Below are 23,046 nucleotides of genomic sequence, written 5' to 3' on the forward strand. Positions count from 1 at the left end.
CGCCCTGCCCAGAGCAGGTCCATCCGCGTAGACTCCGCGCGTGGCCAAGGTGACTCGCGATGACGTCGCACGGCTGGCAGGTACCTCCACTGCCGTCGTCAGCTACGTCATCAACAATGGACCCCGGCCGGTCGCCCCGGCCACGCGCGAGCGTGTCCTCGCCGCGATCAAGGAACTGGGGTACCGGCCCGACCGGGTCGCCCAGGCCATGGCCTCGCGGCGCACGGACCTCATAGGCCTGATCGTTCCGGACGCCCGTCAGCCCTTCTTCGGGGAGATGGCGCACGCGGTCGAGTGGGCCGCGGCCGAGCGCGGAAAGATGGTGCTCGTCGGCAACTCCGACTACGTCGGCGAGCGCGAGGTCCACTATCTGCGCGCCTTCCTGGGCATGCGGGTCTCGGGGCTCATCCTCGTCTCGCACGCCCTGAACGACCTGGCCGCCGCCGAGATCGAGGCGTGGGACGCCAGGGTCGTCCTGCTCCACGAGCGGCCCGAGGCCATCGACGACGTCGCCGTCGTCACCGACGACCTGGGCGGCGCCCAACTCGCCGTACGCCACCTCCTCGAGCACGGCAACGAGTACGTCGCCTGTATGGGCGGCACCGCGGAGACCCCCGCGGTCGGTGACCCGGTCTCCGACCACGTCGAGGGCTGGCGGCGCGCGATGGCCGAGGCCAAGATCCCCACCGAGGGGCGGCTGTTCGAGGCGCCGTACAACCGCTACGACGCGTATCGCATAGCGCTCGACCTTCTCTCCGGGCCGCAGCGGCCGCCGGCGATCTTCTGCTCGACCGACGACCAGGCGATCGGCGTGCTGCGTGCGGCGCGGGAGTTGCGCATCGATGTGCCGGGGGAGCTGGCTGTCGCCGGCTTCGACGACATCAAGGAGGCGGCGTTGACGGATCCGCCGCTCACCACCATCGCCTCGGACCGGTCGGCCATGGCTCGGGCCGCGGTGGATCTCGTGCTCGATGACGGGCTTCGTGTTGCGGGCTCTCGGCGGGAGCGGCTGAAGGTGTTTCCGTCGCGGCTTGTCGTCCGACGGTCGTGCGGGTGCGCATAGCGCCATGGAGCTTCGGCCCGGGGGGCGACCACCGGTCGTGCGTTGCTGGTCGCGGCCCACGCGGCGGAGCCGCAGATTGACACAGTCCCGCGCCCCTGGGTTGCCCTCTCTTAAGCCATTCTGAGAAGGCTCGACCCACCGCCAGAACCATCTTTACATCGGGCATACGGCCTTCTGCCGGGCTTCTCAGGCGGCACTCAGGAAGCTCTCATGGTCGGGCGACAAGCTCATTGCCATGACCGAGAGCTTCCGCCGCAGCGGCGATTACGAGAACCCGTACCAGGGCGCCCAGCAGCAGCACGCCTCCTCCCCCGTGAACCCGGAGTGGCCGCCCCCGCCGGCGTACCGGCCGTCGGCGGAGCAGGCGGGCGGCGGAGCCCCCACCGCTCTCCTGACCGAGCCCGTCGCACACCAGCCGAGGTCACGGCGCCGGCCCCGCGGCCCCGTCGCGCTCCTCGCCGCCGTCGCGATCGTCGCGGCGGCGATCGGTGGCGGCACGGCGTACGGCATACAGGAGCTGACCGGCAGCGACACCGTCGCCGCGTCCAGCTCCACCAGCACGAACGTCGTCCCGTCCAGCCAGAAGGGCACGGTCTCCGGGGTCGCCAAGGCGGTCAGCCCGAGCATCGTCGAGATCAACGCGGCCTCGAACGCCGGGTCGTCCACCGGCTCCGGCGTGATCATCACCAGTGACGGCGAGATCGTCACCAACAACCACGTCGTCGCCGGTGCCTCCTCGGTCAAGGTGACGACCAACGACGGCAAGGAGTACACGGCCGAGGTCGTCGGCACCGACAGCAGCAAGGACCTCGCGCTGATCAAGCTGCAGAACGCGTCCGGCCTGCAAGCGGCCACCCTCGGCGACTCCTCCGGTGTCCAGGTCGGCGACCAGGTCGTGGCGATCGGCTCCCCCGAGGGCCTCACCGGCACGGTGACCAGCGGCATCGTGTCCGCGCTCGCCCGTGACGTGACCGTGTCGACGGACGAGGGCCAGCAGCAGCAACAGCAGCAGGGCGGCGGCGGATGGCCGTTCGAGTTCGGCGGTCAGGAGTTCAACGGCGACACGGGTTCGTCGACGACGACGTACAAGGCGATCCAGACGGACGCCTCCCTGAACCCCGGCAACTCCGGCGGCGCGCTGATCGACATGAACGGCAACATCATCGGCATCAACTCCGCGATGTACTCGGCCGCCGGCTCGAGTTCGTCCAACGCGGGCAGCGTGGGCCTGGGCTTCGCCATCCCGATCAACACCGTCAAGTCCGACCTGGCGAAGCTGCGGTCGGGATCCCAGAGCTGAGCCGCGCTCACCGAGCCGAAGGGGTACCCCATGATCAAGCAGCTGGAGAAGGTCGGCCTGGTCGAGCACACCGCGGCCGGTGTCGGACCGGCCGACCTCGTCCTGGCCCTGGCGGTCGCCGGCGCCCTGCACGCGCCCACCGCCCCGTCCCGGGCGCCGGAGGTGGCCACCGCCCGCCCGGGCACGGCTCGCCGGACGGCCGCCGCCCGCAGCCGCCGCCGTACCGTACGAGGCTGGGAAAGCATGCGAGGCTGAAGGCGTCCAGCCCACTCAGCCCGCTCAGCGCCTGTCCTGCCCTCCCGTCCCACCGCACCCGAGGATCCCGAGCCCATGAGCCCCGCCGACGGCGACCGTGACCCCCAGCGCATCCTGATCGTCGACGACGAGCCCGCGGTGCGTGAAGCACTCCAGCGCAGCCTCGCCTTCGAGGGATACGACACGGAGGTCGCGGTCGACGGCGCGGACGCGCTGGAGAAGGCGACCGCCTACCGGCCCGACCTGGTGGTCCTCGACATCCAGATGCCCCGCATGGACGGTCTGACCGCCGCCCGCCGCATCCGTGGCGCAGGCGACATGACGCCGATCCTCATGCTGACCGCCCGCGACACCGTCGGCGACCGCGTGACCGGACTCGACGCCGGGGCCGACGACTATCTGGTCAAGCCGTTCGAACTGGACGAGCTGTTCGCCCGGGTCCGCGCGCTGCTGCGGCGCAGCTCGTACGCGGCGGCGGCCGGTGCGGGCGCGGTGGAGGAGGACGAGGCGCTGACCTTCGCCGACCTGCGCATGGACCTCGCGACGCGCGAGGTCACGCGGGGTGGGCGGCCGGTGGAACTGACCCGTACGGAGTTCACGCTGCTGGAGATGTTCATGGCGCATCCGCGCCAGGTGCTGACGCGTGAGCAGATCCTCAAGGCGGTCTGGGGCTTCGACTTCGAGCCGTCGTCGAACTCGCTGGACGTGTACGTCATGTATCTGCGCCGCAAGACCGAGGCGGGTGGCGAGCCGCGGCTCGTGCACACGGTGCGGGGTGTGGGGTATGTGCTGCGACAGGGCGGCGCGGAGTGAGCAAGGTGTTCCGCCGGTTCCGGTCACTGCCGATTCGCTCGCGGCTGGCGATGCTGGTGGCGGCGGCGGTGGCGTTTGCGGTGGCGGCGGTTTCGGTGACCTGTTGGTTCATCGTGCAGGGGAAGCTGTACGAGCAGCTGAACGGCGACCTGAAGGACATGGCGCGCAGGCCCGGCACGGTCGCGTCGCTCCTGCAGAGCTGTACACAAGACCCTCAGGGGAACAGCCAGGTGTTCCTGGGCCGGACCGACTACGTCCAGGCGATCAAGGAGGACGGCGCCCCCTGCGTCGACCCGAACTCTCCGGGCACGGTCAACGTCACCGGCTCCGACCAGGACGTGATCAAGGGCGCGAACGCCAACGAGGTCTCCTTTCGTAACGGCACCGACGATGACGGCAACGCCGTTCGCGTGCTGACCCGGTACCTGGGCGTGGACCAGAACGACTCTCAGGGGGTCGCCCTGCAACTCGCGGTCCCCCTCAAGGGCACCGAGTCCACCCTCAACGAACTCGCCCTCATCCTCCTCCTCGTCTCCGGCGTAGGGGTGGTGGGTGCAGGCGCCGCCGGCCTCGCAGTCGCCCGCGCCGGCCTCCGCCCCGTCGACAAGCTCACCGAGGCCGTCGAGCACGTGGCCCGCACCGAGGACCTGAACGTCCGTATCCCGGTCGAGGACGACGCCGAGGACGAGGTGGCCCGGCTGTCCCGTTCCTTCAACTCCATGACGTCCGCCCTGGCCAGCTCCCACGAGCTCCAGCAGCAGCTCATCGCCGACGCCGGCCACGAACTGCGCACCCCCCTCACCTCGCTGCGCACCAACATCGAGCTGCTCACCCGCAGCGAGGAGACGGGCCGCCCGATCCCGGAGGCGGACCGCAAGGCCCTCCTCGCGTCGGTCAAGGCTCAGATGACCGAACTGGCCTCCCTGATCGGCGACTTGCAGGAACTGTCCCGATCGGAGGGCCAGCGCGGTGAGCGCGTGCAGGTGATCTCGCTGGAGGACACGGTCGACGCGGCCCTGCGCCGGGCCCGGCTCCGCGGCCCGGAGCTGACGATCACCGCCGACCTCCGGCCCTGGTACGTACGGGCGGAACCGGCGGCGCTGGAGCGGGCGGTCGTCAACATCCTCGACAACGCCGTGAAGTTCAGCCCCGAGGGCGGCACCGTCGAGGTGCAGCTCACCGACGGAGTCCTCACCGTCCGCGACCACGGTCCCGGCATCCCCACCGACGAACTCCCCCACGTCTTCGACCGCTTCTGGCGTTCGCCGAGTGCACGCGCACTGCCGGGTTCGGGCCTGGGCCTGTCGATCGTGGCGCGTACGGTGCAGCAGGCGGGCGGCCAGGTCACCCTGGCCCACGCGCAGGGCGGCGGCATGGTGGCGACCGTACGCCTGCCGGGTGCGCCGACGGCTCCGCCGGAGACGCCGTAGGTCGCTCCCGAGGCCCTGGCGGGAGGGCGAACGGCTCTCCCGGGGCGGCAACCTTTCCGTGCGAGGCGGCGACTGATCCGCGGACCATCCCCCGCACGGAACGGATCGCCGTATGAGTGAGCAGCACAGCAAAGCGCGTCACCGCAGAGGCAGGAAGGCCCTTGCGGTCGGGTTCCCGCTGGCCCTGACCGCCGCCGGCGCCCTCGCCTATGGCACCGACCTCGGCCTCGTCGGCGCCGCGCAGGCGTCCGCCGCGTCCGCCGCCGCCCCCGCCTGGGCCACCGCCACCGCCGACGGATTCGCGTCCGTCAACTCGCTGGGTCAGAACGGCACTTACAGCAGAGGGGACGGGCAGACCGTGACCGTCCGGACGCAGGCCGCGACGACACTCACCGTCGCAAAGGACGGCAGCGGGCAGTACCGGACCGTGCAGGCCGCGGTGGACGCCGTACCCGCGAACAACGCGTCCCGTGTCGTCATCTCCGTGAAGCCGGGGACGTATCGCGAGGTCGTGAAGGTTCCGGCCGACAAGCCGCACGTCACCATCCAGGGCACGGGCGGCAGCCGCAAGGACACGGTCATCGTCCACGGCAACGCGGCGGGCATGCAGAAGCCGGACGGTTCGGGGACCTACGGCACCCCGGGCAGCGCCACCGTCTCCCTCCAGTCCGACGACTCGCAGCTGCGCAAGCTCACCGTCACCAACGACTTCGACGAGGCCGCCAACCAGTCCCTGGCCGGCCACCAGGCCGTGGCGCTGCTGACCTCCGCCGACAAGATCTTCCTCGACGGGATCATCGTCAACGGCGACCAGGACACCCTGGAGCTGGAGACCGCCGCCAAGGACAAGCCGGGCCGCGTCTACATCGCCAACTCCTACGTCACCGGCAACGTCGACTTCATCTTCGGCCGGGCGACGGCCGTCGTGGACAAGTCCGTCATCACGCTGAAGAAACGTTGGAACGGCACGTCGGCCGGGTACGTCACCGCGCCGAGCACCCCCGCCAACCGCAAGGGCATCCTCATCAACCGGTCCACCGTCAACGGCGACGTGGCGGACGGCAGTTTCCACCTCGGCCGCAACTGGCACCCCGGCGGCGACACCACCGTCGACCCCCAGACCACGATTCGGGACAGCACGCTGAGCGCGGCCGTCAAGTCCACGCCCTGGTCGGACATGGGCGGCTTCTCCTGGAAGGACGACCGTTTCGCCGAGTACCGGAACTCCGGCCCGGGCTCCGGTTCCGCGAGCTCCGAGCGGCCCCAGCTGACCGACGCCCAGGCCGCCGGACAGGAGGTCGCCGACTGGCTGGGGGACTGGACCCCCACGGCGTCCTGAGGTCCTGCGGCGACCGCTCAAAGTCAAGGCGGGCGCGGGAGAACGTCAAGGGCTGTCCAACGTTCGATCATGAGTTCCCCGCGCTCGACCATGATTCAGCAACGTGAACGTTTGTTCCGATGCTCGGGCGTACGTTCCACGCCGTGAACTCCGACAGATCCGTCGGCGCCCAGCCGACCGCGGCCGCCCACCAGCGGTTCGCCCTTGCCTCTCCCGCCCGCCGCGCACTCCTGCGGTTCGGGCTGACCGGGGCGGCGGCGCTGGGGGCGACCGCAGCCCTCGGCACGGCTCCCGCCTCCGCCACCACCCACACATCCCCCACCACCACCGCCTCGCGTCGCCGACCCGGCACGCCGGAGGAGGCCCTGCGGGAGCTCGCCGCGGGCAACCGGCGCTGGCGCACCTTCCGTCAGCACCACCCCGACGAGTCGCCCGCCGTACGCCAGAGCCTGACGTCGGGTCAGCACCCCTTCGCCCTCGTCCTCGGCTGCATCGACTCCCGGGTCCCTCCGGAGCTGGTCTTCGACCAGGGCCTCGGCGACCTGATGACCGTGCGCTCCGCCGGCGAGGTCCTCGACGAGGCCGTACTCGGCAGCGTCGCCTACGGAGTGCTCGAGCTGAACATCCCCCTGGTCATGGTCCTCGGCCACCAGTCGTGCGGCGCCGTGAAGGCCGCCGTCGAGTCGGACCTGTCCGGCGAGCGGCTGCCGGCCCACATCCAGTACATCGCCGACCGGATAGCCCCGAACATAGACCGCACCCAGGAGGGCGACGCCCGCATCGACTCCACCATCGACGCCAACGTACGGGCGATCCGCACCCACCTCGCGGCGGAACCGGACCTCGCCGCGAAGGTGGCCTCCGGCCAACTGGCCATCGTGGGCGCCCGTTACGAGCTGACGACCCAGCGGGTCCATCGGGTCGGCTGACGGCAGGGAGCGGCGGCGGGGTCAGCGCCCGAGGACGAGGGTCTCCTCCGTGGGCACGCCCGGCACCGGCCCCGCCAGCCCCTTGTACACCCCGCCCCGCGCCACCAGCTCCGCGTGCGTACCCGCCTCCACCAGCCGCCCGTCGTCCACGACCAGCACCCTGTCCGCATCCGGCGCCAGGCTCAGGTCGTGGGTGATCACGAGGGTCGTACGGCCGGACATGAGACGGCGAAGCGGCTGTACGACCTGGCGGGCGGCCACCGAGTCGAGGCCGGCCGTCGGTTCGTCCAGGACCAGGACGGGGGCGTTGCGCAGCATCGCGCGGGCGATCGTGAGCCGCTTGAGCTGACCGCCGGAGAGCGTGGCCGTGCCGGGGGCGATGCGGGTGTCGTATCCCTCGGGGAGCGCGGCGATGAACTCGTGGGCCACCGCCGCGCGCGCCGCCCCCTCGATGTCCCCGTCGCTCGCGCCCGGTCGGCCGCACGCGATGTTCTCGCGGACGGTGAAAACATTACGGGAGCCCGATCCGGAAAATCGCCAATTCCGCTGAGACCTCGATTAATTGAGCCTGAGAGGGTTTTCAGGGAATTCCCGGAACTAATCGCGAACTCACACAGAATTGATTACCGGCGCCCCACCGCCAGCCCGGCCCCCTCCAACCGCACCCTGATCCCGTCCTCCTCCACCCGCACATCCCGCAGCCGCACGTCCCCGCTCGGCGGTTCCGGAAGGCGGAAGCCCAGGGAGAGCTGGTCGGCGAGGACCGGGCGGGTCAGGCGGGGGAGGGCGTCGAGGAGGGCGGGGTCGAAGCCGAGGAGTTTGAGGAGCTGGGGGTGGTCGAGGGCCAGGTCGATGAGGTTCAGGCGCATGGCCTGGCGGATGAAGCGCGGCGTACCGGTCAGCTCGGTGAGCTTGGACTCGTGGCGCAGGGCCTCGCGGACGACTGAGTCGGGCACGCCCAGGCGCCGTACGACGGACGGGACGGACAGCAGCGCCTTCGCCTTGCGGGTCTCCTGGGCCAGCCGGGCCGCCGAGGCGCGGCTCAGGTGCAGGCCCTCCGAGGTGCGGGCGCCGGGGCGGTACGTGGCCAGGTCGCCGATGTCCAGACGCATGCCGCCGATGTGGGTGGCGATGCCGCGGTCGCCGTTGCGCAGGATGCGGGCCTCGGCGCGCAGGTTGAGGTCGTGGCCGGCGACCGGCAGGGTGCCGCGGGCCCGGATGCGGTCGTGGCCCTCTCCGGTGAAGGTGACCTGGGACGCGCCGAGTTCACGGTTGAGGTCCGCGAAGGAGAGCAGGACGTCGCCCTCCAGCTCGGGGACGTCGGCGCCGCGCACCGACAGCGGACCGTCGGTGTCCAGCCGTACGTCTCTCGCCGTCGCCGTCACCTGGGCGAGCGAGATCCGGTCGGCGGCCACGTCGGGGACCGTCACCTTCACCGAGTCCAGCCGTTCGTCGGCGAGTTGGGTGAGGAAGGGAAAGCCGCCGATCTCCACCTCGGGAGCGGCCGCGAGGTCCAGGCGGGTCTTGAGGGTGTCCGCCGCTTTGCGCTCGGCGTAGAGGAGGGCCCAGCGGTCGGCGAGGCTGAGGAATGCGGCGAGGACGACGAGGCCGACGACCGCCTTCATCGCGAACGGAAGTCCCGCGAAGCGGCCTTTGCGCCGGCGACGGCCGTTGCGGCGGTGATTGGGCGGGGCCCAGGGGTCGTCCTGGGCCGCCGCTGCGTCCGCTTCATCCGTTCGGTCCGGCTCGTCCGGTACGTCGTCGTGGAGGAATTCCTCCAGAGGACCGCCGTCCAGTCTGCCGAGCTCCTCGTACGGGTTCGCATAGGGAGCGTTTGGATGGGGATGCGCCGTTATGTGGTGGGGGGAACGCATCGGCCCATCCGACCATGCGCACGCCCCCCACCCGCAACCTCTACCGGAGGTTTGCGATCTAGTTCACGCTACTTCACTTCACTACTGCACTACCGTGATCCGGTTCGCCGCCGGCGGGGCGATCGGGTTCGTCGCCGAGGAGTTGGCCGTCAGGTACTTCTCCAGCACCGTCAGGTCGTCCGTCCCGACCAGGTCGTTCGTGCCCTGGCCCAGCGTCGGGAAGCCGTCGCCGCCGCCCGCGAGGAAGTTGTTCGTGGCGACGCGGTAGGTGGCCGTCGGGTTGATCGCCTCGCCGTTGAGCTTGATCGAGTCGGTCACCACACGGTCCGCGCCCGACTTCGTCAGGTCCAGCGTGTACGTCAGGCCCGAGGAGATCTGCAGAACCTTCGGCGAGGCCGCGTTCGTCCCGCTCACCTGCTCCTTGAGCACCTGGATCAGCTGCGCGCCGGTGAGGTCCTGAAGGTTCACCGTGTTGGAGAACGGCTGGACGGTGAAGCCCTCGGCGTACGTCACCACACCGTCGCCTTCGGCGCCCTTCGCCGCGTAGGTCAGCGGCGCCCGGATGCCGCCGGGGTTCATCAGCGCCAGATCCGTCTCCGGGTCCAGCTCCTTGCCGTACGCGAGCTGCGCGTCCGCGATCAGGTCGCCGAGCGGGGACTCGGTGCCGGCGCTCGGGATGTCGGCGGAGATGTAGCCGATCGCGCGGTTGCCGATGGGCGCCGCGAGGGTGTTCCACCTGCTGATCAGCTGGGTCATGTCGGGCGCCTTGGGGACGTCCCGGGTGACCACACGGTTCGCGGACTTCACGGCCGTACGGGCGATGTCGCCGGTGTAGCGGTCGTACGTCAGGGTGGTGTCCGTGTAGAGGCGGCCGAAGGACGCCGCCGACGTGACCATGCGGGGCTTGCCCGACGGGTCGTCGATCGAGCAGACGTACGCGGCGTGCGTGTGGCCGGTGACCAGTGCGTCGACCTGCGGCGTGATGTTCTTGGCGATGTCGACGATCGGGCCGGAGACGCCGTCGCCCGCGCCCGGGGCCTCGCAGTCGTAGTTGTACGAAGCGGAGGCCGGGGCACCGCCCTCGTGGATGAGGGCGACGATCGACTTCACGCCCTGGCGCTGGAGCACCTTGGCGTACTTGTTGATCGTCTCGACCTCGTCCTTGAACTTCAGGCCCTTGACGCCCTCGGCGGAGACGACGCCCGGCGTGTCCTCCAGGGTCACGCCGATGAAGCCGACCTTGACGTCCCGCTTCTTCCACACCCAGTAGGGCTTGAGGATCGGCTTGCCGGTCTTCTCGTCGAGGACGTTCGCGGCGAGGTAGGGGAAGTCGGCGCCCTCGAACTTCTTGTCCGAGTAGCAGCCGTCCTTCGGGTGGCAGCCGCCGTTCTGCAGGCGGGCCAGTTCCTTGGCGCCCTCGTCGAACTCGTGGTTACCGACCGAGGTGACGTCCAGGTCGAGCTTGTTCAGCGCCTCGATGGTGGGCTCGTCGTGGAACAGGCCCGAGATCAGCGGGGAGGCGCCGACCATGTCGCCGCCGGCCGCGGTGATGGAGTACTTCTCGCCTTCGCGCGCCTGGCGCAGATGCGTGGCGAGGTACTCCACGCCGCCCGCGTCGATGGTCTTCGTCGTGCCGTCCGCCTGCAGTTCGGTGACCCGGCCGGAGGAACCGGCCGGCGGCTCCAGGTTGCCGTGCAGGTCGTTGAAGGACAGCAGCTGGACGTCCTGGTAACGGCTGTGCTGGTGCCCGTGGCCGCCCTTGTCCGAGCCCTCGCCCGCCGACGCCGTCGCGGGCAGCGCCGCGGCCAGAGCGCCCACGGTGGCGAGACCGGCGGCGGTCGCGATCAGTGCGTACGTACGGCGTCTGCGGTGCTGCTGGTGGGATGTGGCTGACATCCGCCCCCCTGTGAGTCGTGAGTCGTGAGTGACATGGCCCCGTCGGGCGGCAGCCTAGAGTCAACGCGCGTAGCGCGACAGGGGGTTCCGGGTTACAGGCTGGTTGCTTCTGTGCCGGGACTTTGGCGGAGGCGCCCCTTACCCTCGTACGCATGACCAGCGACGACACCGCACACCCGCTTCCGACCCGTTCCATCGAGACCCATCTCGCGCCCTCCCCGGAGCAGACCGAGGCCGTGCTCGAACTGCTCGCGGAGGCCGCCCGGAACGACGGGCAGCAGGCGGTGTCCGAGCAAGGACGGCTGCAACTGCGTGGCGGGGAGCGCGAGGGCGTGTCGCATCTGCTGCTGACGGTCGGCGGCGAACTCGTCGGCTACGCCCAGCTGGAGGACACCGACCCGGTGGAGGCCCCCGCCGCCGAACTGGTCGTCCACCCCTCGCACCGCGGTCACGGCCACGGCCGCGCGCTGGGCTCGGCCCTTCTCGCCGCGTCCGGCAAGCGGCTGCGGGTGTGGGCCCACGGCGGCCACGCCGCCGCCCGCCACCTGTCCCAGGTCCTCGGCCTCACGCTGTTCCGCGAACTGCGCCAGATGCGCCGCTCGTTGACGGATCTGACGCTGCCGGACCCGGTGCTCCCCGAGGGCGTGACGGTGCGCGCCTTCGAGCCCGGCCGGGACGACGCGGCCTGGCTCGCGGTGAACGCCGCCGCCTTCGCCCACCACCCCGAACAGGGCTCCCTCACCCAGCGCGACCTCGACGACCGCAAGGCCCAGCCGTGGTTCGACCCGGCGGGGTTCTTCCTGGCGGAACGGGCCGGCGAGCTCATCGGCTTCCACTGGACGAAGGTCCACGCGGAGGAGGGGCTCGGCGAGGTGTACGTCCTCGGCGTGCGACCTGGCGCGCAGGGCGGCGGCCTGGGCAAGGCCCTGACGACGATCGGGCTGCGGCATCTGGCGGCACAGGGGCTGCCCACGGCGATGCTCTACGTCGACGCCGACAACAAGGCGGCGGTGTCGGTGTACGAACGGCTCGGGTTCACCACGTACGAGACGGACCTCATGTACCGGACCGAGACGTGACATCCGGCAGATAAGGGCAGATAAGGGGCGGCGATCTTGACGCCGCCCCTTTCTTTGCACCACCCTTTCACTACTCAATTAGTGAAATGGTGGTGGAAGCGGATGGTCGAGTACCGCATCGACCGGCGCTCCGGCGTCGCCACCTATGTGCAGATCGTCCAGCAGACCAAACAGGCCCTGCGCCTGGGCCTGTTGGAGCCGGGCGACAAGCTGCCCACGGCCCGTGAGGTCGTCGAGGCAACCGCCATCAACCCCAACACCGTCCTCAAGGCCTACCGCGAACTGGAACGCGAAGGCCTGGTCGAGGCACGCCGGGGGCTCGGCACGTTCGTACGGCGCGGACTGAACACCGCACCGGCCGACTCGCCTCTGCGCACCGAACTGGACGCGTGGGCCCTACGGGCCCGCGAGGCCGGGCTGGACCGCGACGACGTGGACGCTCTGTTCACTTCCGTACTGGACACGCACTTCAAGCTGGACACGCATCTCAAGGGGGACGAGTCATGACCGAGACCGCCATCGAGGCGGCCGCGCTGGGCAAGAGGTTCGGGCGGCGCCGCAAGCGGGCGCTGGACGGCTGCGACTTCCGGCTCCCCGCGGGGACCGTGTGCGCGGTCGTCGGACCGAACGGCGCGGGCAAGTCGACCCTGCTCTCGCTCGCCGCCGGTCTGCTGCCCCCCACCGACGGCACGATCACCGTCCTCGGCCAGGCCCCGGCGGCGGCCCGCGAGCGGATCGCGTACGTCGCCCAGGACAAGCCCCTGCACCCCCAGCTCACCATCGCCGACACCCTGCGCTTCGGCCGCGAGCTGAACCCCGGCCGCTGGGACGACCGGGTCGCCGAGCGGATCGTCGCCGAGGGCGACCTCGACCCGGACGCGAAGATCCGCACGCTCTCCGGCGGCCAGCGCACCCGCGTCGCGCTCGCCCTCGCCCTCGGCAAGCGCCCCGAACTGCTGCTCCTGGACGAGCCGATGGCCGACCTCGACCCGCTCGCCCGGCATCAGCTGATGGCCACGCTCATGGCCGACGCGGCCGAGCACGGCACCACGGTTGTCATGTCCTCGCACGTCGTGGCCGAGCTGGAGGGCGCCTGCGACCACCTCCTGCTGCTAGGCGCCGGCCGGGTCCGCCTCGCCGGCCCGCTGGACGACCTGCTCGCCGCGCACCGGCTGGTCACGGGCCGGGCCGACACGTCCCTGGACCCGCACACCGTGGTCGAGTCCCGCACCACGGGACGTCAACTCACCGCACTCATACGCCCCGAGGGCCCCGTCGGCAACGCATGGCAGACCACCGCCCCGACCCTGGAGGAGCTGGTCCTGGCGCACCTGCGCGCCCCCGAGGCCCCGGCGCTCCGCCTCGACGACGTGCGGGAGGCCGCCGTATGACCACCGTGACGATCGAGACGTCCACCACCGCCACGCCTCCCCGCGGGCCGCGCGGCCTGGTCTGGACGATGCTGCGACTGCACCGCTCGGCGCTGTGGTTCTGGGTGATGCTGGTGGCCGTGGCCGCCGGGGCGCTGCTGTGGGCGTACGGCCCGGGGGCGGACGCCGTCTGGGCCGCGTTCCGGAAGATGGGCTGCGCCTCGGCGCAAGAGGGCATGGGCTGCGACTTCACGGACCCCGCCGCCGTGCGGTACGACACGGTCGTCGGCGTCGGCGCGGGGCTGCTCGCCCTCACGCCGTTCCTCACCGCCGCCTGGGCGGGCGCCGGCCTCATCGGGCGCGAACTGGAGAGCGGAACCGCCCAGTTGGCGTGGACGCAGTCCGTCTCCCCGGCCCGCTGGCTGGCCGCCAAGGTCACCGTCCCGGCCGCCCTGCTCGTCTCCGGCACGCTCCTGCTCACGCTGCTGCACCGCTTGCTGTGGTCCGCGGACGCTCCGCTGCGGCTGGCGACCTCGCGCCGGTGGGACGACGGCACCAGCTTCGTGGCCAACGGCACCCTCGCCACCGCCTACGCCCTCCTCGGCCTCGCCGTCGGCATCCTCGCGGGCGTGCTCCAGCGCCGCGCCCTGCCCGCGCTCGCCACGGCGGTCATCGGCCTTGCGGTCCTGCTGCAGGCGCTCGCCACGCTGCGGCCGCATCTGTGGCCCGTCGAGACGCTCGTCAACAAGGACGAGTACCCGCCGTACACCGGCATGGTCGTCGGCGAGGGCGCCCTCACCTCCACCGGCGCCCGCGTCTCGGACCCCATCTGCGTCGACGACGCCAAGTGCCTCGCCGACCACGACATCGTGGGCTTCTACCGCGACTTCCACCCCTCGTCGCACTTCTGGCCGCTGCAGCTGATGGAGACGGGCATCGCCCTCGCCGTCGCGGCGCTCGCGGTCCTGATCGCCTTCCGGCTGCTGAAGCGGCGTACCGGAGCCGCCGTATGACGACCGCGCTCACCACCACGACCGCCCCCGCCGACCGCACCCCGCGCGGGCCGCGGGGCACGGTCTGGACCGTCCTGCGGGTGCACCGCACGGCGCTCGTGTTCTGGGCGCTGGCCCTGCTCGGCGCGACGGCCGTGCTGATCTGGATGTACGTCATCGGCGACGAGGCCCGCAGGGGCCACGTCCCGTGCATGACACCGGCCCGCGACGGCTTCCCCGGCTGTGCGTCCATCGAATCGATCACCGTGGACGACGTCTACGCCAGCTGGATCGAGACGGTCACCAGTGCCCTGACCTACACGATCCTGCCCGTGGCCGCCTGGGCCGGCGGCGCGCTCATCGGCCGCGAGCTGGAGAGCGGCACCGCGCGGCTCGCCTGGACCCAGTCGGTCACCCCGACCCGCTGGCTGGCGGCCAAGCTCGCCGTCCCGGCCGTCCTGCTGACCATCGGTACGGGCGGACTCGTCCTGCTGAACAACTGGGCGCGCGGCGACGGCGACCCCGACCTGGTCGGCGACTGGTACAACGCGGACGTCTTCATCGGGACCGGCCCGACCGCCGTCGGCTACACCCTGGCCGGCCTCGCGCTCGGCGCACTCGCCGGGCTGCTGCTGCGGCGGGCCCTGGCCGGCGCCGGGGTGGGCTTCCTGGCCGCGCTCGTCCTGTGCGGCGTGCTGGAACGCTTCCGCGAGGACCTGTGGCCGGCGGTCACCCGCAGCCAAGCCGGTGAGTTCGAGCTGCCCCGATCGGCCTGGCAGCTGGACTGGGACACGACCTGGGGCCGGCATCCCGGAGAGGGCGAACCAGTGGCCACCAGCGCCACTTTCCACCCCCAGTCCCACCACTGGCCGATCCAGTACGTCGAAACCGGCATCCTGCTGGCCGTTGCCGCCGCCGCGACGCTCGCCGCCTTCCGGCTGCTGCGCCGCCGCACGCCGTAGCTCGCGCCGCACGTCCCTCACGGGGGAAGGGACGTGCGGTCCGGACAGCCGCCCGGCGATGTAGACGTCCGCGAGCCGCCCCCCGCTATCCCGCACGCCATGTCTCCGTAACCATTGGTTCAGACGGGCTTGCGACGCTCACCCAATGACCCCCGCCGTGCCAGAGCCTTCTCCGCACCCGGGAGGGAGCGCGAGGAACGGGGCCGCCCGACGCCTCCCCGCCAAGCTCCCGCCCGCGCTTTCCGACGCGCCCATAAGCCTGGACACGCGGAACAATGGGCATATGAGCCAGTCCTCGAACGCCCAGGCAAAGGTCCAGCACGCGCAGCCCTCCGTGGGCTCCATTGCGGCGCACCGTCCGCACGGGGTCACCTCGGCAGTGGTCTCCGACCTGGAACCCGACATCGATGCCGACCTCGACGCGTACGAGGTCACCGAGATCGACGGCGTCCAGTTGCCCCAGGGCCGTTTCCTGGACCGGGAGCGCAGCTGGCTCGCGTTCAACGAGCGCGTCCTCGAACTCGCCGAGGACCCGAACACCCCGCTCCTCGAACGGGCGAACTTCCTGGCGATCTTTGCCAGCAACCTGGACGAGTTCTTCATGGTCCGGGTGGCCGGTCTGAAGCGCCGTATCGCCACCGGTGTCGCCACCAGGTCCGCGTCCGGCCTGCAGCCCCGCGAGGTCCTGGAGATGATCTGGGCCCGCTCCCGCGAGCTGATGGCCCGGCACGCCGCCTGCTACCACGAGGACGTCGCCCCCGCGCTCGCGGAGGAGAGCATCCACCTGGTCCGCTGGAGCGAGCTGACGGAGAAGGAGCAGGCCCGCCTCTTCACCCTGTTCCGGCACCAGATCTTCCCGGTCCTGACCCCGCTGGCGGTCGACCCGGCACACCCGTTCCCGTACATCTCCGGCCTGTCCCTGAACCTGGCCGTACGGGTCCGCAACCCCGTCACCGGCACGCCGCACTTCGCCCGCGTGAAGGTGCCGCCGCTGCTCTCCCGCTTCCTGGAGGCCTCCCCCGGCCGGTTCGTCCCGATCGAGGACGTCATCGGCGCGCACCTGGAGGAGCTGTTCCCGGGCATGGAGGTGCTGGAGCACCACGCCTTCCGGGTCACCCGCAACGAGGACCTGGAGGTCGAGGAGGACGACGCCGAGAACCTCCTCCAGGCCTTGGAGAAGGAGCTCATGCGGCGCCGCTTCGGGCCGCCGGTGCGCCTGGAGGTCGAGGAGAACATCAACCAGGAGGTCCTGGACCTGCTGGTGCGCGAGCTGAAGATCAGCGAGGCCGAGGTCTACCCGCTGACCGGCCCCCTGGACCTCACGGGCCTCTTCCGCATCGCCTCCATCGACCGGCCCGAGCTGAAGTACCCGAAGTTCGTCGCGGGCACCCATCGCGACCTCGCCGAGGTCGAGTCGGCGTCCGCGCCGGACATCTTCGCCGCGCTGCGCAACCGGGACGTGCTGCTGCACCACCCGTACGACTCCTTCTCGACGTCCGTGCAGGCCTTCCTGGAGCAGGCGGCCGACGACCCGGACGTCCTCGCGATCAAGCAGACCCTGTACCGGACGTCCGGCGACTCCCCCATAGTCAACGCCCTCATCGACGCCGCCGAGGCCGGCAAGCAGGTCCTGGTGCTGGTCGAGATCAAGGCCCGCTTCGACGAGCACGCCAACATCAAGTGGGCGCGCAAGCTGGAGGAGGCCGGCTGCCATGTCGTCTACGGCCTCGTCGGCCTGAAGACGCACTGCAAGCTGTCGCTGGTGGTCCGCCAGGAGGGCGACACGCTACGGCGCTACAGCCACGTCGGCACCGGCAACTACCACCCGAAGACGGCGCGGCTGTACGAGGACCTCGGCCTGCTGACCGCCGATCCGCAGGTCGGCGCCGACCTGTCCGACCTGTTCAACCGCCTGTCCGGCTACTCCCGCCGGGAGACGTACCGCCGTCTGCTCGTGGCCCCCAAGTCCCTGCGTGACGGCCTGATCTCGCGGATCAACAAGGAGGTCCAGCACCACCGTGCCGGGCGTCCCGCCTATGTCCGCATCAAGGTCAACTCGATAGTCGACGAGGCGATCATCGACGCCTGCTACGCCGCCGCCCAGGCGGGCGTGCCGGTCGACATCTGGGTCCGCGGCATCTGCGCGATCCGCCCGGGCGTGACGGGACTGTCGGAGAACATCCGCGTCCGCTCGGTCCTCGGCCGCTTCCTCGAGCACTCCCGGGTCTTCGCCTTCGGCAACGGCGGCGAACCCGAGGTGTGGATCGGCAGCGCCGACATGATGCACCGCAACCTCGACCGCCGTATCGAGGCCCTGGTCAGGGTCACCGACCCGGCCCACCGCGCCGCGCTCAACCGGCTCCTGGAGACCGGTATGTCCGACACCACCGCGTCCTGGCACCTCGGTCCGGACGGCGATTGGACCCGGCACGCGACGGACGCGGAAGGCCAGCCCCTGCGCAACGTCCAGGAGATGCTCATAGACGCCCGGAGGCGCCGGCGTGGCACAGCAACACCTTGATCCGACGGACCCGATGGCCGGGGCTGTGACCGGGGACGCCCTCGCGGGCTACCTGCGCGCCCAGGCCACGGAGTTCCTCCGAGCCCTGCGCATGCACCGGGAGACCGGCGGCGGCACGGCCAACGGTGGCTCGGAGGAGTCCGTCGACGCGGCGAGGGCGCTGCGCCGCTCGGCCCGCCGCATCAGCGCCAGCCTGCACACGTTCCGCCCGTTGCTGGACACCGACTGGTCGGAGGCCATCCGCCCCGAACTGGCCTGGCTGTCGGGCACGCTGGCGATGGAACACGCGTACGCGGCCCGCCTGGAGCGCCTGCTCCTGGCGCTGCACCGGTTGTCGGGGGCGGCGGTGCTGCCCGCGCAGACGGGGGTGGCCGGCGTGCCCGGCGTGCCCGGCGCCGCGGCCGTGCCCGGCGCGAGCAGGGCCGCGGGGAGCGGTGATGCGTCCGCGGGCAGCCGTGGCTCTGGAGCCGGCCCCAGAAAAGGGGAATCCGCTGAGGCCGGTCCCCCGGCCCACCCGGCGGCCACCCCGGAACGCGGCAACCTGACAGTCGGCGCGGCAAAGGCGGGCGCACTGCTCGAACGCCAGCTCACCCTGGCCCGGACGCGAGCGCACAGCACCGCACTCCAGGCCCTGGGCAGCAGCCGTTTTCACGCCGTGGCCGACAACATCGCCGTTCTGGCCAGCGAGGTCCCCCTCACCCCGGCCGCGGCGACCGCCGATCTGCGCCCCCTCGCGGGCGCCGCCGAGGAGCGGCTCACCGACGCGGTGACGGCGCTGCCCCTGGTGACCGCGGGCCACCCCTACAACGCCGAGGCCCTGATCCACGGACTGTCCCCGGACCCGGCCCCGCATCCGCAGGACGCGCCCTGGCACCAGGTCCGCCTGCTGCTGCGCCTGCACCGCTACGCCCGCGAGGTGCTGCACGGCGACGGCGGCCCGGTGGACGTACGGCTGCTGGCGACCGGGCAGTCCCTCAACCGGCACCGCGACGCCTCCGAGGCCGCGGCCGCCGCGGCCCAGGCGGCCCGCACCCCGCGGATCGCCCCGGCGACGGCGTACGCCCTCGGCGTCCTGCACGCCGACCAGCGGCACGAGGTGGAAGCGGCGCGGTTCGCGTTCCAGCAGTCCTGGGAGCGACAGACGGTGGGCACGCCGTAGGCATCCCTGAGACGGGAACTCCTGAATCAGGAACTCCCGAAGGAGGCTTCATCCGGTGACGCACGCGAACGACCTCACCGTCCAAGCGGCCGGCTGCGTCCTGTGGCGCCGTTCGCCGGTAGACGGTGAGCTGGAGATATGCCTCATCCACCGGCCGAAGTACGACGACTGGTCCCATCCCAAGGGAAAGCTGAAGCGTGGCGAGGCACCCCTGGCCGGTGCGCTGCGCGAGGTCGCGGAGGAGACAGGGCACTCCGCCAGGCCGGGCACCGAGCTGCCGACATTGCGGTACATGGCGAACGAGCGCCCCAAGGAGGTCCGCTACTGGGCGGCCGAGGCGGGCCCCGGCACGTTCACCCCGAACGACGAGGTGGACCGCATGCTGTGGCTCTCGCCCACGGCCGCCCGCAGCCGCCTCACCCAGCCGAGAGACCGCTCCCTCGTGGACGCCCTGCTGGAGTCGCTGCGCCCGGCATAGTCCGCAACAACCCCCCACAAAGCCTCGGAATGCGCCCGTGTCCTCAACGTAAGCGTTCCGTGACCTCACCGCACCGTCCCCAGGGGTTCACCCCCCGTTCATTTACGCCCATCGGCGCCTTCACCTGTTCTGCCTAATTTCGGCCTTGCACGATGACGGACCGCGTCGGGGGGACGAGTCCGCATCACCCATTCTTCGCACGCCGCCGAATTCAGGACGGCGGCTCCTGGAAGGAACTCTTTCAAGTGAAGCTTCAGCGCAAGAACCGGCGGGCTCTCGCTCTCGGCGCTCTCGCCGTCTCCGGCGCCCTGGCCCTCACGGCGTGCGGCTCCGACGACACGGGCACCAACGGCGGCGGCGACTCGAGCGCCAGCGCCGGCGCCAGCAACATCAAGTGTGACGACGCTCAGGGCCAGCTGCTCGCCGACGGCTCCTCCGCGCAGAAGAACGCGATCGACGCCTGGGTCAAGCAGTTCACCGCCGCCTGCAAGGGCGTTCAGATCAACTACAAGGGCGGCGGCTCCGGCGCCGGCGTCACCGCGTTCACGCAGGGCCAGGTCGCCTTCGCCGGCTCCGACTCCGCGCTGGACGAGGAGGAGATCACCGCTTCCAAGAAGATCTGCTCCGGCGGCCAGGGCATCGACCTGCCGATGGTCGGCGGCCCGATCGCGGTCGGTTACAACGTCCCGGGTGTCGAGAACCTGGTCCTGGACGCGCCGACCCTCGCCAAGATCTTCAACGACAAGATCAAGAACTGGAACGACGAGGCGATCGCGAAGCTGAACCCCGACGCGAAGCTTCCCGACCTGAAGATCCAGGCGTTCCACCGCTCGGACGAGTCCGGCACCACGGACAACTTCACCAAGTACCTGATCGCCACCGCCAAGTCGGAGTGGCCGTACGAGGGCGGTAAGGCCTGGCAGGCCAAGGGCGGCCAGTCCGCCGCCGGCTCCTCCGGTGTCGCCCAGCAGGTCAAGCAGACCTCCGGCGCCATCAGCTACATGGAGCTGTCGTACGCCAAGGACGGCATCAACGCGGTCCAGATCGACACGGGCGCCTCCGCCCCGGTCGAGGCCACCACGGCCAACGCCTCCAAGATGATCGCCGCTGCCAAGCGTGTCGGCACCGGCAAGGACATGGCGCTGGAGCTGGACTACGCCACCAAGACCGACGGGGCCTACCCGATCACCCTGGTGACGTACGAGATCGTCTGCGACAAGGGCAACAAGTCCGAGACCCTGCCCGGCACCAAGGCGTTCCTGCGCTACATCGCCTCCGAGGACGGCCAGAAGATCCTCGAGCAGAACGACTACGCCCCGATGCCCGAGGAGATCATCTCCGAGGTTCGTACCACCATCGATGGCCTGAGCTGACCTGAGTGCGGTGCGGTCCGGGCCTGAAAAGGCCCGGACCGGACCGCACCGTCCGGTGCACCGCCGCCCGGAGCCGTACACCACCTACGGCTCCACCGAGCCACCGCAGACCCGCGTGGCTCCGCAGACCGGAGAAACCCGATGGACATATCGACACAGAGCACCCAAGCACCTCCCCCCACTCCACAGCCCGCGACCGCGGACCAGAAGCGCGCCGCCCGTGGCGCCACCCGGCCCGGTGACCGGGTCTTTCTCGCGTTCTCCCGCGGTTCCGGCATCTTCCTGCTGGTGATCATGGCCGCCATCGCGGTCTTCCTCACCTACCGCGCGACCCTCGCGATCAGCAAGGACGACGCCAACTTCCTGACCGCCTTCGAGTGGAACACCGGCACGATCCCGCCGAAGTTCGGCATCGCGGTCCTGGTCTACGGCACGATCATCTCCTCGATCATCGCCATGGTCATCGCGGTCCCGATCGCCGTCGGCATCGCCCTGTTCCTCACCCACTACGCGCCGCGCAAGCTCGGCGGCCCCATCGCGTACGTGATCGATCTGCTCGCCGCCGTGCCGTCCATCGTGTACGGCCTGTGGGGCGCCCTGATCCTCGTACCGAACATGGACGGCCTCTTCGGCTGGCTGGATCGGTACCTCGGCTGGACCGGGATCTTCTCCTGGGACGGCGGCGCACCCCGCTCGATGCTGACGGTCGGCATCCTGCTCGCGATCATGATCCTGCCGATCATCACCAACGTGAGCCGCGAGGTCTTCCGCCAGGTCCCGCAGATGCACGAGGAAGCGGCCCTGGCGCTCGGCGCCACCCGCTGGGAGGTCATCCGCATGTCGGTCCTCCCCTTCGGCCGCTCCGGCGTCATCTCCGCCTCGATGCTCGGCCTCGGCCGCGCCCTCGGCGAGACGATGGCCGTGGCCACCGTGCTCTCCCCCGACTTCGACATCCACGCCAGCCTGCTCAACCCGGGTGGCGGAACCTTCGCCCAGAACATCGCCAGCAAGTTCGGTGAGGCGTCCGAGTTCGGCCGTGACGCGCTGATCGCCTCCGGCCTGGTCCTCTTCGTCATCACCCTGCTGGTCAACGGCGCGGCCCGCGCGATCATCGCCCGCCGCAAGGAGTACTCGGGGGCCAACGCATGAGCCACGCACTCGCCGACAAGCCCAGCAGCCTGCGCGGGGCCCGTCTGCCCAAGTGGTCCCCGTACGCCATCGCCGGCGGCTCCATCGCCGTCGCGGTCGGCATCGGCCTGGGCGCCGGCCTCGACAGCCGGATCCAGTGGGGGCTGATCGCCAGCCTCCTGTTCATCCTCGGTACGTACGTCATCGCCGCCCGCGTCGAAGGCCGCCGTCAGGCCAAGGACCGCATCGCCACGACGCTGGTCTGGGTGGCCTTCATCCTCGCCGTCATCCCGCTGGCCTCCCTGGTCTGGGCGACCGTGCAGCGCGGCGTGAAGGTCCTCGACGTCTACTTCCTGACCCACTCCATGGGCGTCGTCGCCGACTCCGAGCCGGGCGGTGGCATCTACCACGCCATCCTCGGCACGCTGGAGCAGGTCGGCCTCGCCACCCTGATCGCCGCGCCGGTCGGTGTGCTCACCGCGATCTACCTGGTGGAGTACGGGCGGGGCAACCTCGCCCGGGCCATCACCTTCTTCGTCGACGTCATGACGGGTATCCCGTCGATCGTCGCGGGTCTGTTCATCCTCAGCCTCATGCTGATGATGGACATGCAGCCCTTCGGCTTCGCCGGTTCGCTGGCGCTGGCGATCCTGATGATGCCGGTGGTCGTCCGCTCCACGGAGGAGATGCTCAAGCTCGTCCCGAACGAGCTGCGCGAAGCCTCCCTGGCGCTGGGCGTGCCCAAGTGGCGCACCATCCTGAAGGTGGTCGTACCGACCTCCATCGGCGGCATCACGACCGGCATCATGCTCGCGGTCGCCCGTATCACCGGTGAGACCGCGCCGGTGCTGCTGCTGGTGTTCGGCAACAGCTTCATCAACTCGAACCCGTTCGAGGGTGCCCAGGCGTCGCTGCCGCTGTACATCTACCAGCAGTACGCGAACAGTGCCGGGTCGTCGGCGGCGTACGACCGTGCCTGGGCGGCATCGCTCACGCTGATCGCCTTCGTGATGATCCTCAACCTGCTGGCCCGCGGGATCGCCCGCTGGAAGGCCCCGAAGACCGGTCGCTGACGCGGCCACGGC

20 protein-coding genes and 1 pseudogene are annotated in these 23,046 nt (G+C 70.7%); 18 read left to right on the top strand and 3 right to left on the bottom strand.

The window, feature by feature from the left end; all coding sequences use genetic code 11:
- Positions 1–40: 40 nt before the first annotated feature.
- The 7 genes from AB5J55_RS19640 to AB5J55_RS19670 all read left to right on the top strand — a co-directional run bounded on the left by AB5J55_RS19640 (position 41) and on the right by AB5J55_RS19670 (position 7,129).
- Complete coding sequence (locus AB5J55_RS19640) at positions 41–1,063, top strand: LacI family DNA-binding transcriptional regulator (protein WP_369271946.1); 1,023 nt, start codon at positions 41–43, stop codon at positions 1,061–1,063.
- Positions 1,064–1,298: 235 nt separating this feature from the next.
- A complete protein-coding gene (locus AB5J55_RS19645; protein WP_369271947.1) occupies positions 1,299–2,363 on the top strand; it encodes a S1C family serine protease in 1,065 nt (354 codons plus the stop codon).
- Positions 2,364–2,393: 30 nt separating this feature from the next.
- Positions 2,394–2,618 carry a hypothetical protein gene (locus AB5J55_RS19650; RefSeq protein WP_369271948.1) on the top strand — a complete coding sequence of 75 codons (225 nt, stop codon included), beginning with the start codon at positions 2,394–2,396 and terminating at the stop codon, positions 2,616–2,618.
- Between the two features lie 75 nt (positions 2,619–2,693).
- Positions 2,694–3,431: a response regulator transcription factor gene (locus AB5J55_RS19655; protein ID WP_369271949.1), complete on the top strand. Its 738-nt coding sequence runs from the start codon at positions 2,694–2,696 to the stop codon at positions 3,429–3,431.
- Complete coding sequence (locus AB5J55_RS19660) at positions 3,428–4,861, top strand: sensor histidine kinase (protein WP_369271950.1); 1,434 nt, start codon at positions 3,428–3,430, stop codon at positions 4,859–4,861. The genes AB5J55_RS19655 and AB5J55_RS19660 overlap by 4 nt, the downstream gene beginning before the upstream one ends.
- A gap of 112 nt (positions 4,862–4,973) precedes the next feature.
- On the top strand, positions 4,974–6,200 hold the full coding sequence (locus tag AB5J55_RS19665) for a pectinesterase family protein (protein WP_369271951.1): 1,227 nt from the start codon (positions 4,974–4,976) through the stop codon (positions 6,198–6,200).
- 230 nt (positions 6,201–6,430) lie between these two features.
- A complete protein-coding gene (locus AB5J55_RS19670; RefSeq protein ID WP_369276236.1) occupies positions 6,431–7,129 on the top strand; it encodes a carbonic anhydrase in 699 nt (232 codons plus the stop codon).
- A gap of 21 nt (positions 7,130–7,150) precedes the next feature.
- Here the strand turns inward: AB5J55_RS19670 and AB5J55_RS19675 are convergent.
- The 3 genes and pseudogenes from AB5J55_RS19675 to AB5J55_RS19685 form a co-directional block, all read right to left on the bottom strand.
- Positions 7,151–7,633 (bottom strand): annotated as a pseudogene (locus AB5J55_RS19675) (ATP-binding cassette domain-containing protein); the annotation flags it as partial.
- 119 nt (positions 7,634–7,752) lie between these two features.
- Positions 7,753–9,003, bottom strand: coding sequence for a DUF2993 domain-containing protein (locus AB5J55_RS19680; protein WP_369271952.1), 1,251 nt, complete (start codon positions 9,001–9,003; stop codon positions 7,753–7,755).
- Between the two features lie 81 nt (positions 9,004–9,084).
- Positions 9,085–10,899 (bottom strand): bifunctional UDP-sugar hydrolase/5'-nucleotidase, encoded by a 1,815-nt coding sequence (locus AB5J55_RS19685; protein ID WP_369271953.1) that lies wholly within the window; start codon positions 10,897–10,899, stop codon positions 9,085–9,087.
- Between the two features lie 152 nt (positions 10,900–11,051).
- On the opposite strand from AB5J55_RS19685, the gene mshD reads away from it, so the two are divergent.
- The 11 genes from mshD (at position 11,052) to pstA (ending at position 23,034) form a co-directional block, all read left to right on the top strand.
- Positions 11,052–11,978: a mycothiol synthase gene (mshD, locus tag AB5J55_RS19690; protein WP_369271954.1), complete on the top strand. Its 927-nt coding sequence runs from the start codon at positions 11,052–11,054 to the stop codon at positions 11,976–11,978.
- A gap of 102 nt (positions 11,979–12,080) precedes the next feature.
- A complete protein-coding gene (locus AB5J55_RS19695; RefSeq protein WP_369271955.1) occupies positions 12,081–12,485 on the top strand; it encodes a GntR family transcriptional regulator in 405 nt (134 codons plus the stop codon).
- Positions 12,482–13,369, top strand: a complete 888-nt coding sequence (locus AB5J55_RS19700; protein ID WP_369271956.1) for an ABC transporter ATP-binding protein — start codon at positions 12,482–12,484, stop codon at positions 13,367–13,369. Before AB5J55_RS19695 ends, AB5J55_RS19700 begins: the two co-directional genes overlap by 4 nt.
- Complete coding sequence (locus AB5J55_RS19705; RefSeq protein ID WP_369271958.1) at positions 13,366–14,361, top strand: ABC transporter permease; 996 nt, start codon at positions 13,366–13,368, stop codon at positions 14,359–14,361. The genes AB5J55_RS19700 and AB5J55_RS19705 overlap by 4 nt, the downstream gene beginning before the upstream one ends.
- Positions 14,358–15,302: a hypothetical protein gene (locus AB5J55_RS19710; RefSeq protein WP_369271959.1), complete on the top strand. Its 945-nt coding sequence runs from the start codon at positions 14,358–14,360 to the stop codon at positions 15,300–15,302. The genes AB5J55_RS19705 and AB5J55_RS19710 overlap by 4 nt, the downstream gene beginning before the upstream one ends.
- A 283-nt stretch (positions 15,303–15,585) precedes the next feature.
- Positions 15,586–17,823 (top strand): RNA degradosome polyphosphate kinase, encoded by a 2,238-nt coding sequence (locus AB5J55_RS19715; protein ID WP_369271960.1) that lies wholly within the window; start codon positions 15,586–15,588, stop codon positions 17,821–17,823.
- On the top strand, positions 17,804–18,982 hold the full coding sequence (locus tag AB5J55_RS19720; protein ID WP_369271961.1) for a CHAD domain-containing protein: 1,179 nt from the start codon (positions 17,804–17,806) through the stop codon (positions 18,980–18,982). The genes AB5J55_RS19715 and AB5J55_RS19720 overlap by 20 nt, the downstream gene beginning before the upstream one ends.
- A 55-nt stretch (positions 18,983–19,037) precedes the next feature.
- Positions 19,038–19,460, top strand: a complete 423-nt coding sequence (locus tag AB5J55_RS19725; RefSeq protein ID WP_369271962.1) for an NUDIX hydrolase — start codon at positions 19,038–19,040, stop codon at positions 19,458–19,460.
- 245 nt (positions 19,461–19,705) lie between these two features.
- The gene (pstS, locus tag AB5J55_RS19730; RefSeq protein WP_369271963.1) at positions 19,706–20,833 is read left to right on the top strand and encodes a phosphate ABC transporter substrate-binding protein PstS; all 1,128 of its coding nucleotides are present in this window, start codon (positions 19,706–19,708) and stop codon (positions 20,831–20,833) included.
- 141 nt (positions 20,834–20,974) lie between these two features.
- Positions 20,975–21,982: a phosphate ABC transporter permease subunit PstC gene (pstC, locus tag AB5J55_RS19735; protein ID WP_369271964.1), complete on the top strand. Its 1,008-nt coding sequence runs from the start codon at positions 20,975–20,977 to the stop codon at positions 21,980–21,982.
- Entirely contained in the window at positions 21,979–23,034 is a 1,056-nt protein-coding gene (gene pstA / locus AB5J55_RS19740; RefSeq protein ID WP_369271965.1) for a phosphate ABC transporter permease PstA, read from the top strand. Before pstC ends, pstA begins: the two co-directional genes overlap by 4 nt.
- The last annotated feature ends 12 nt before the right edge of the window (positions 23,035–23,046 follow it).

Source organism: Streptomyces sp. R11, from assembly GCF_041051905.1.
Classification (GTDB): domain Bacteria; phylum Actinomycetota; class Actinomycetes; order Streptomycetales; family Streptomycetaceae; genus Streptomyces.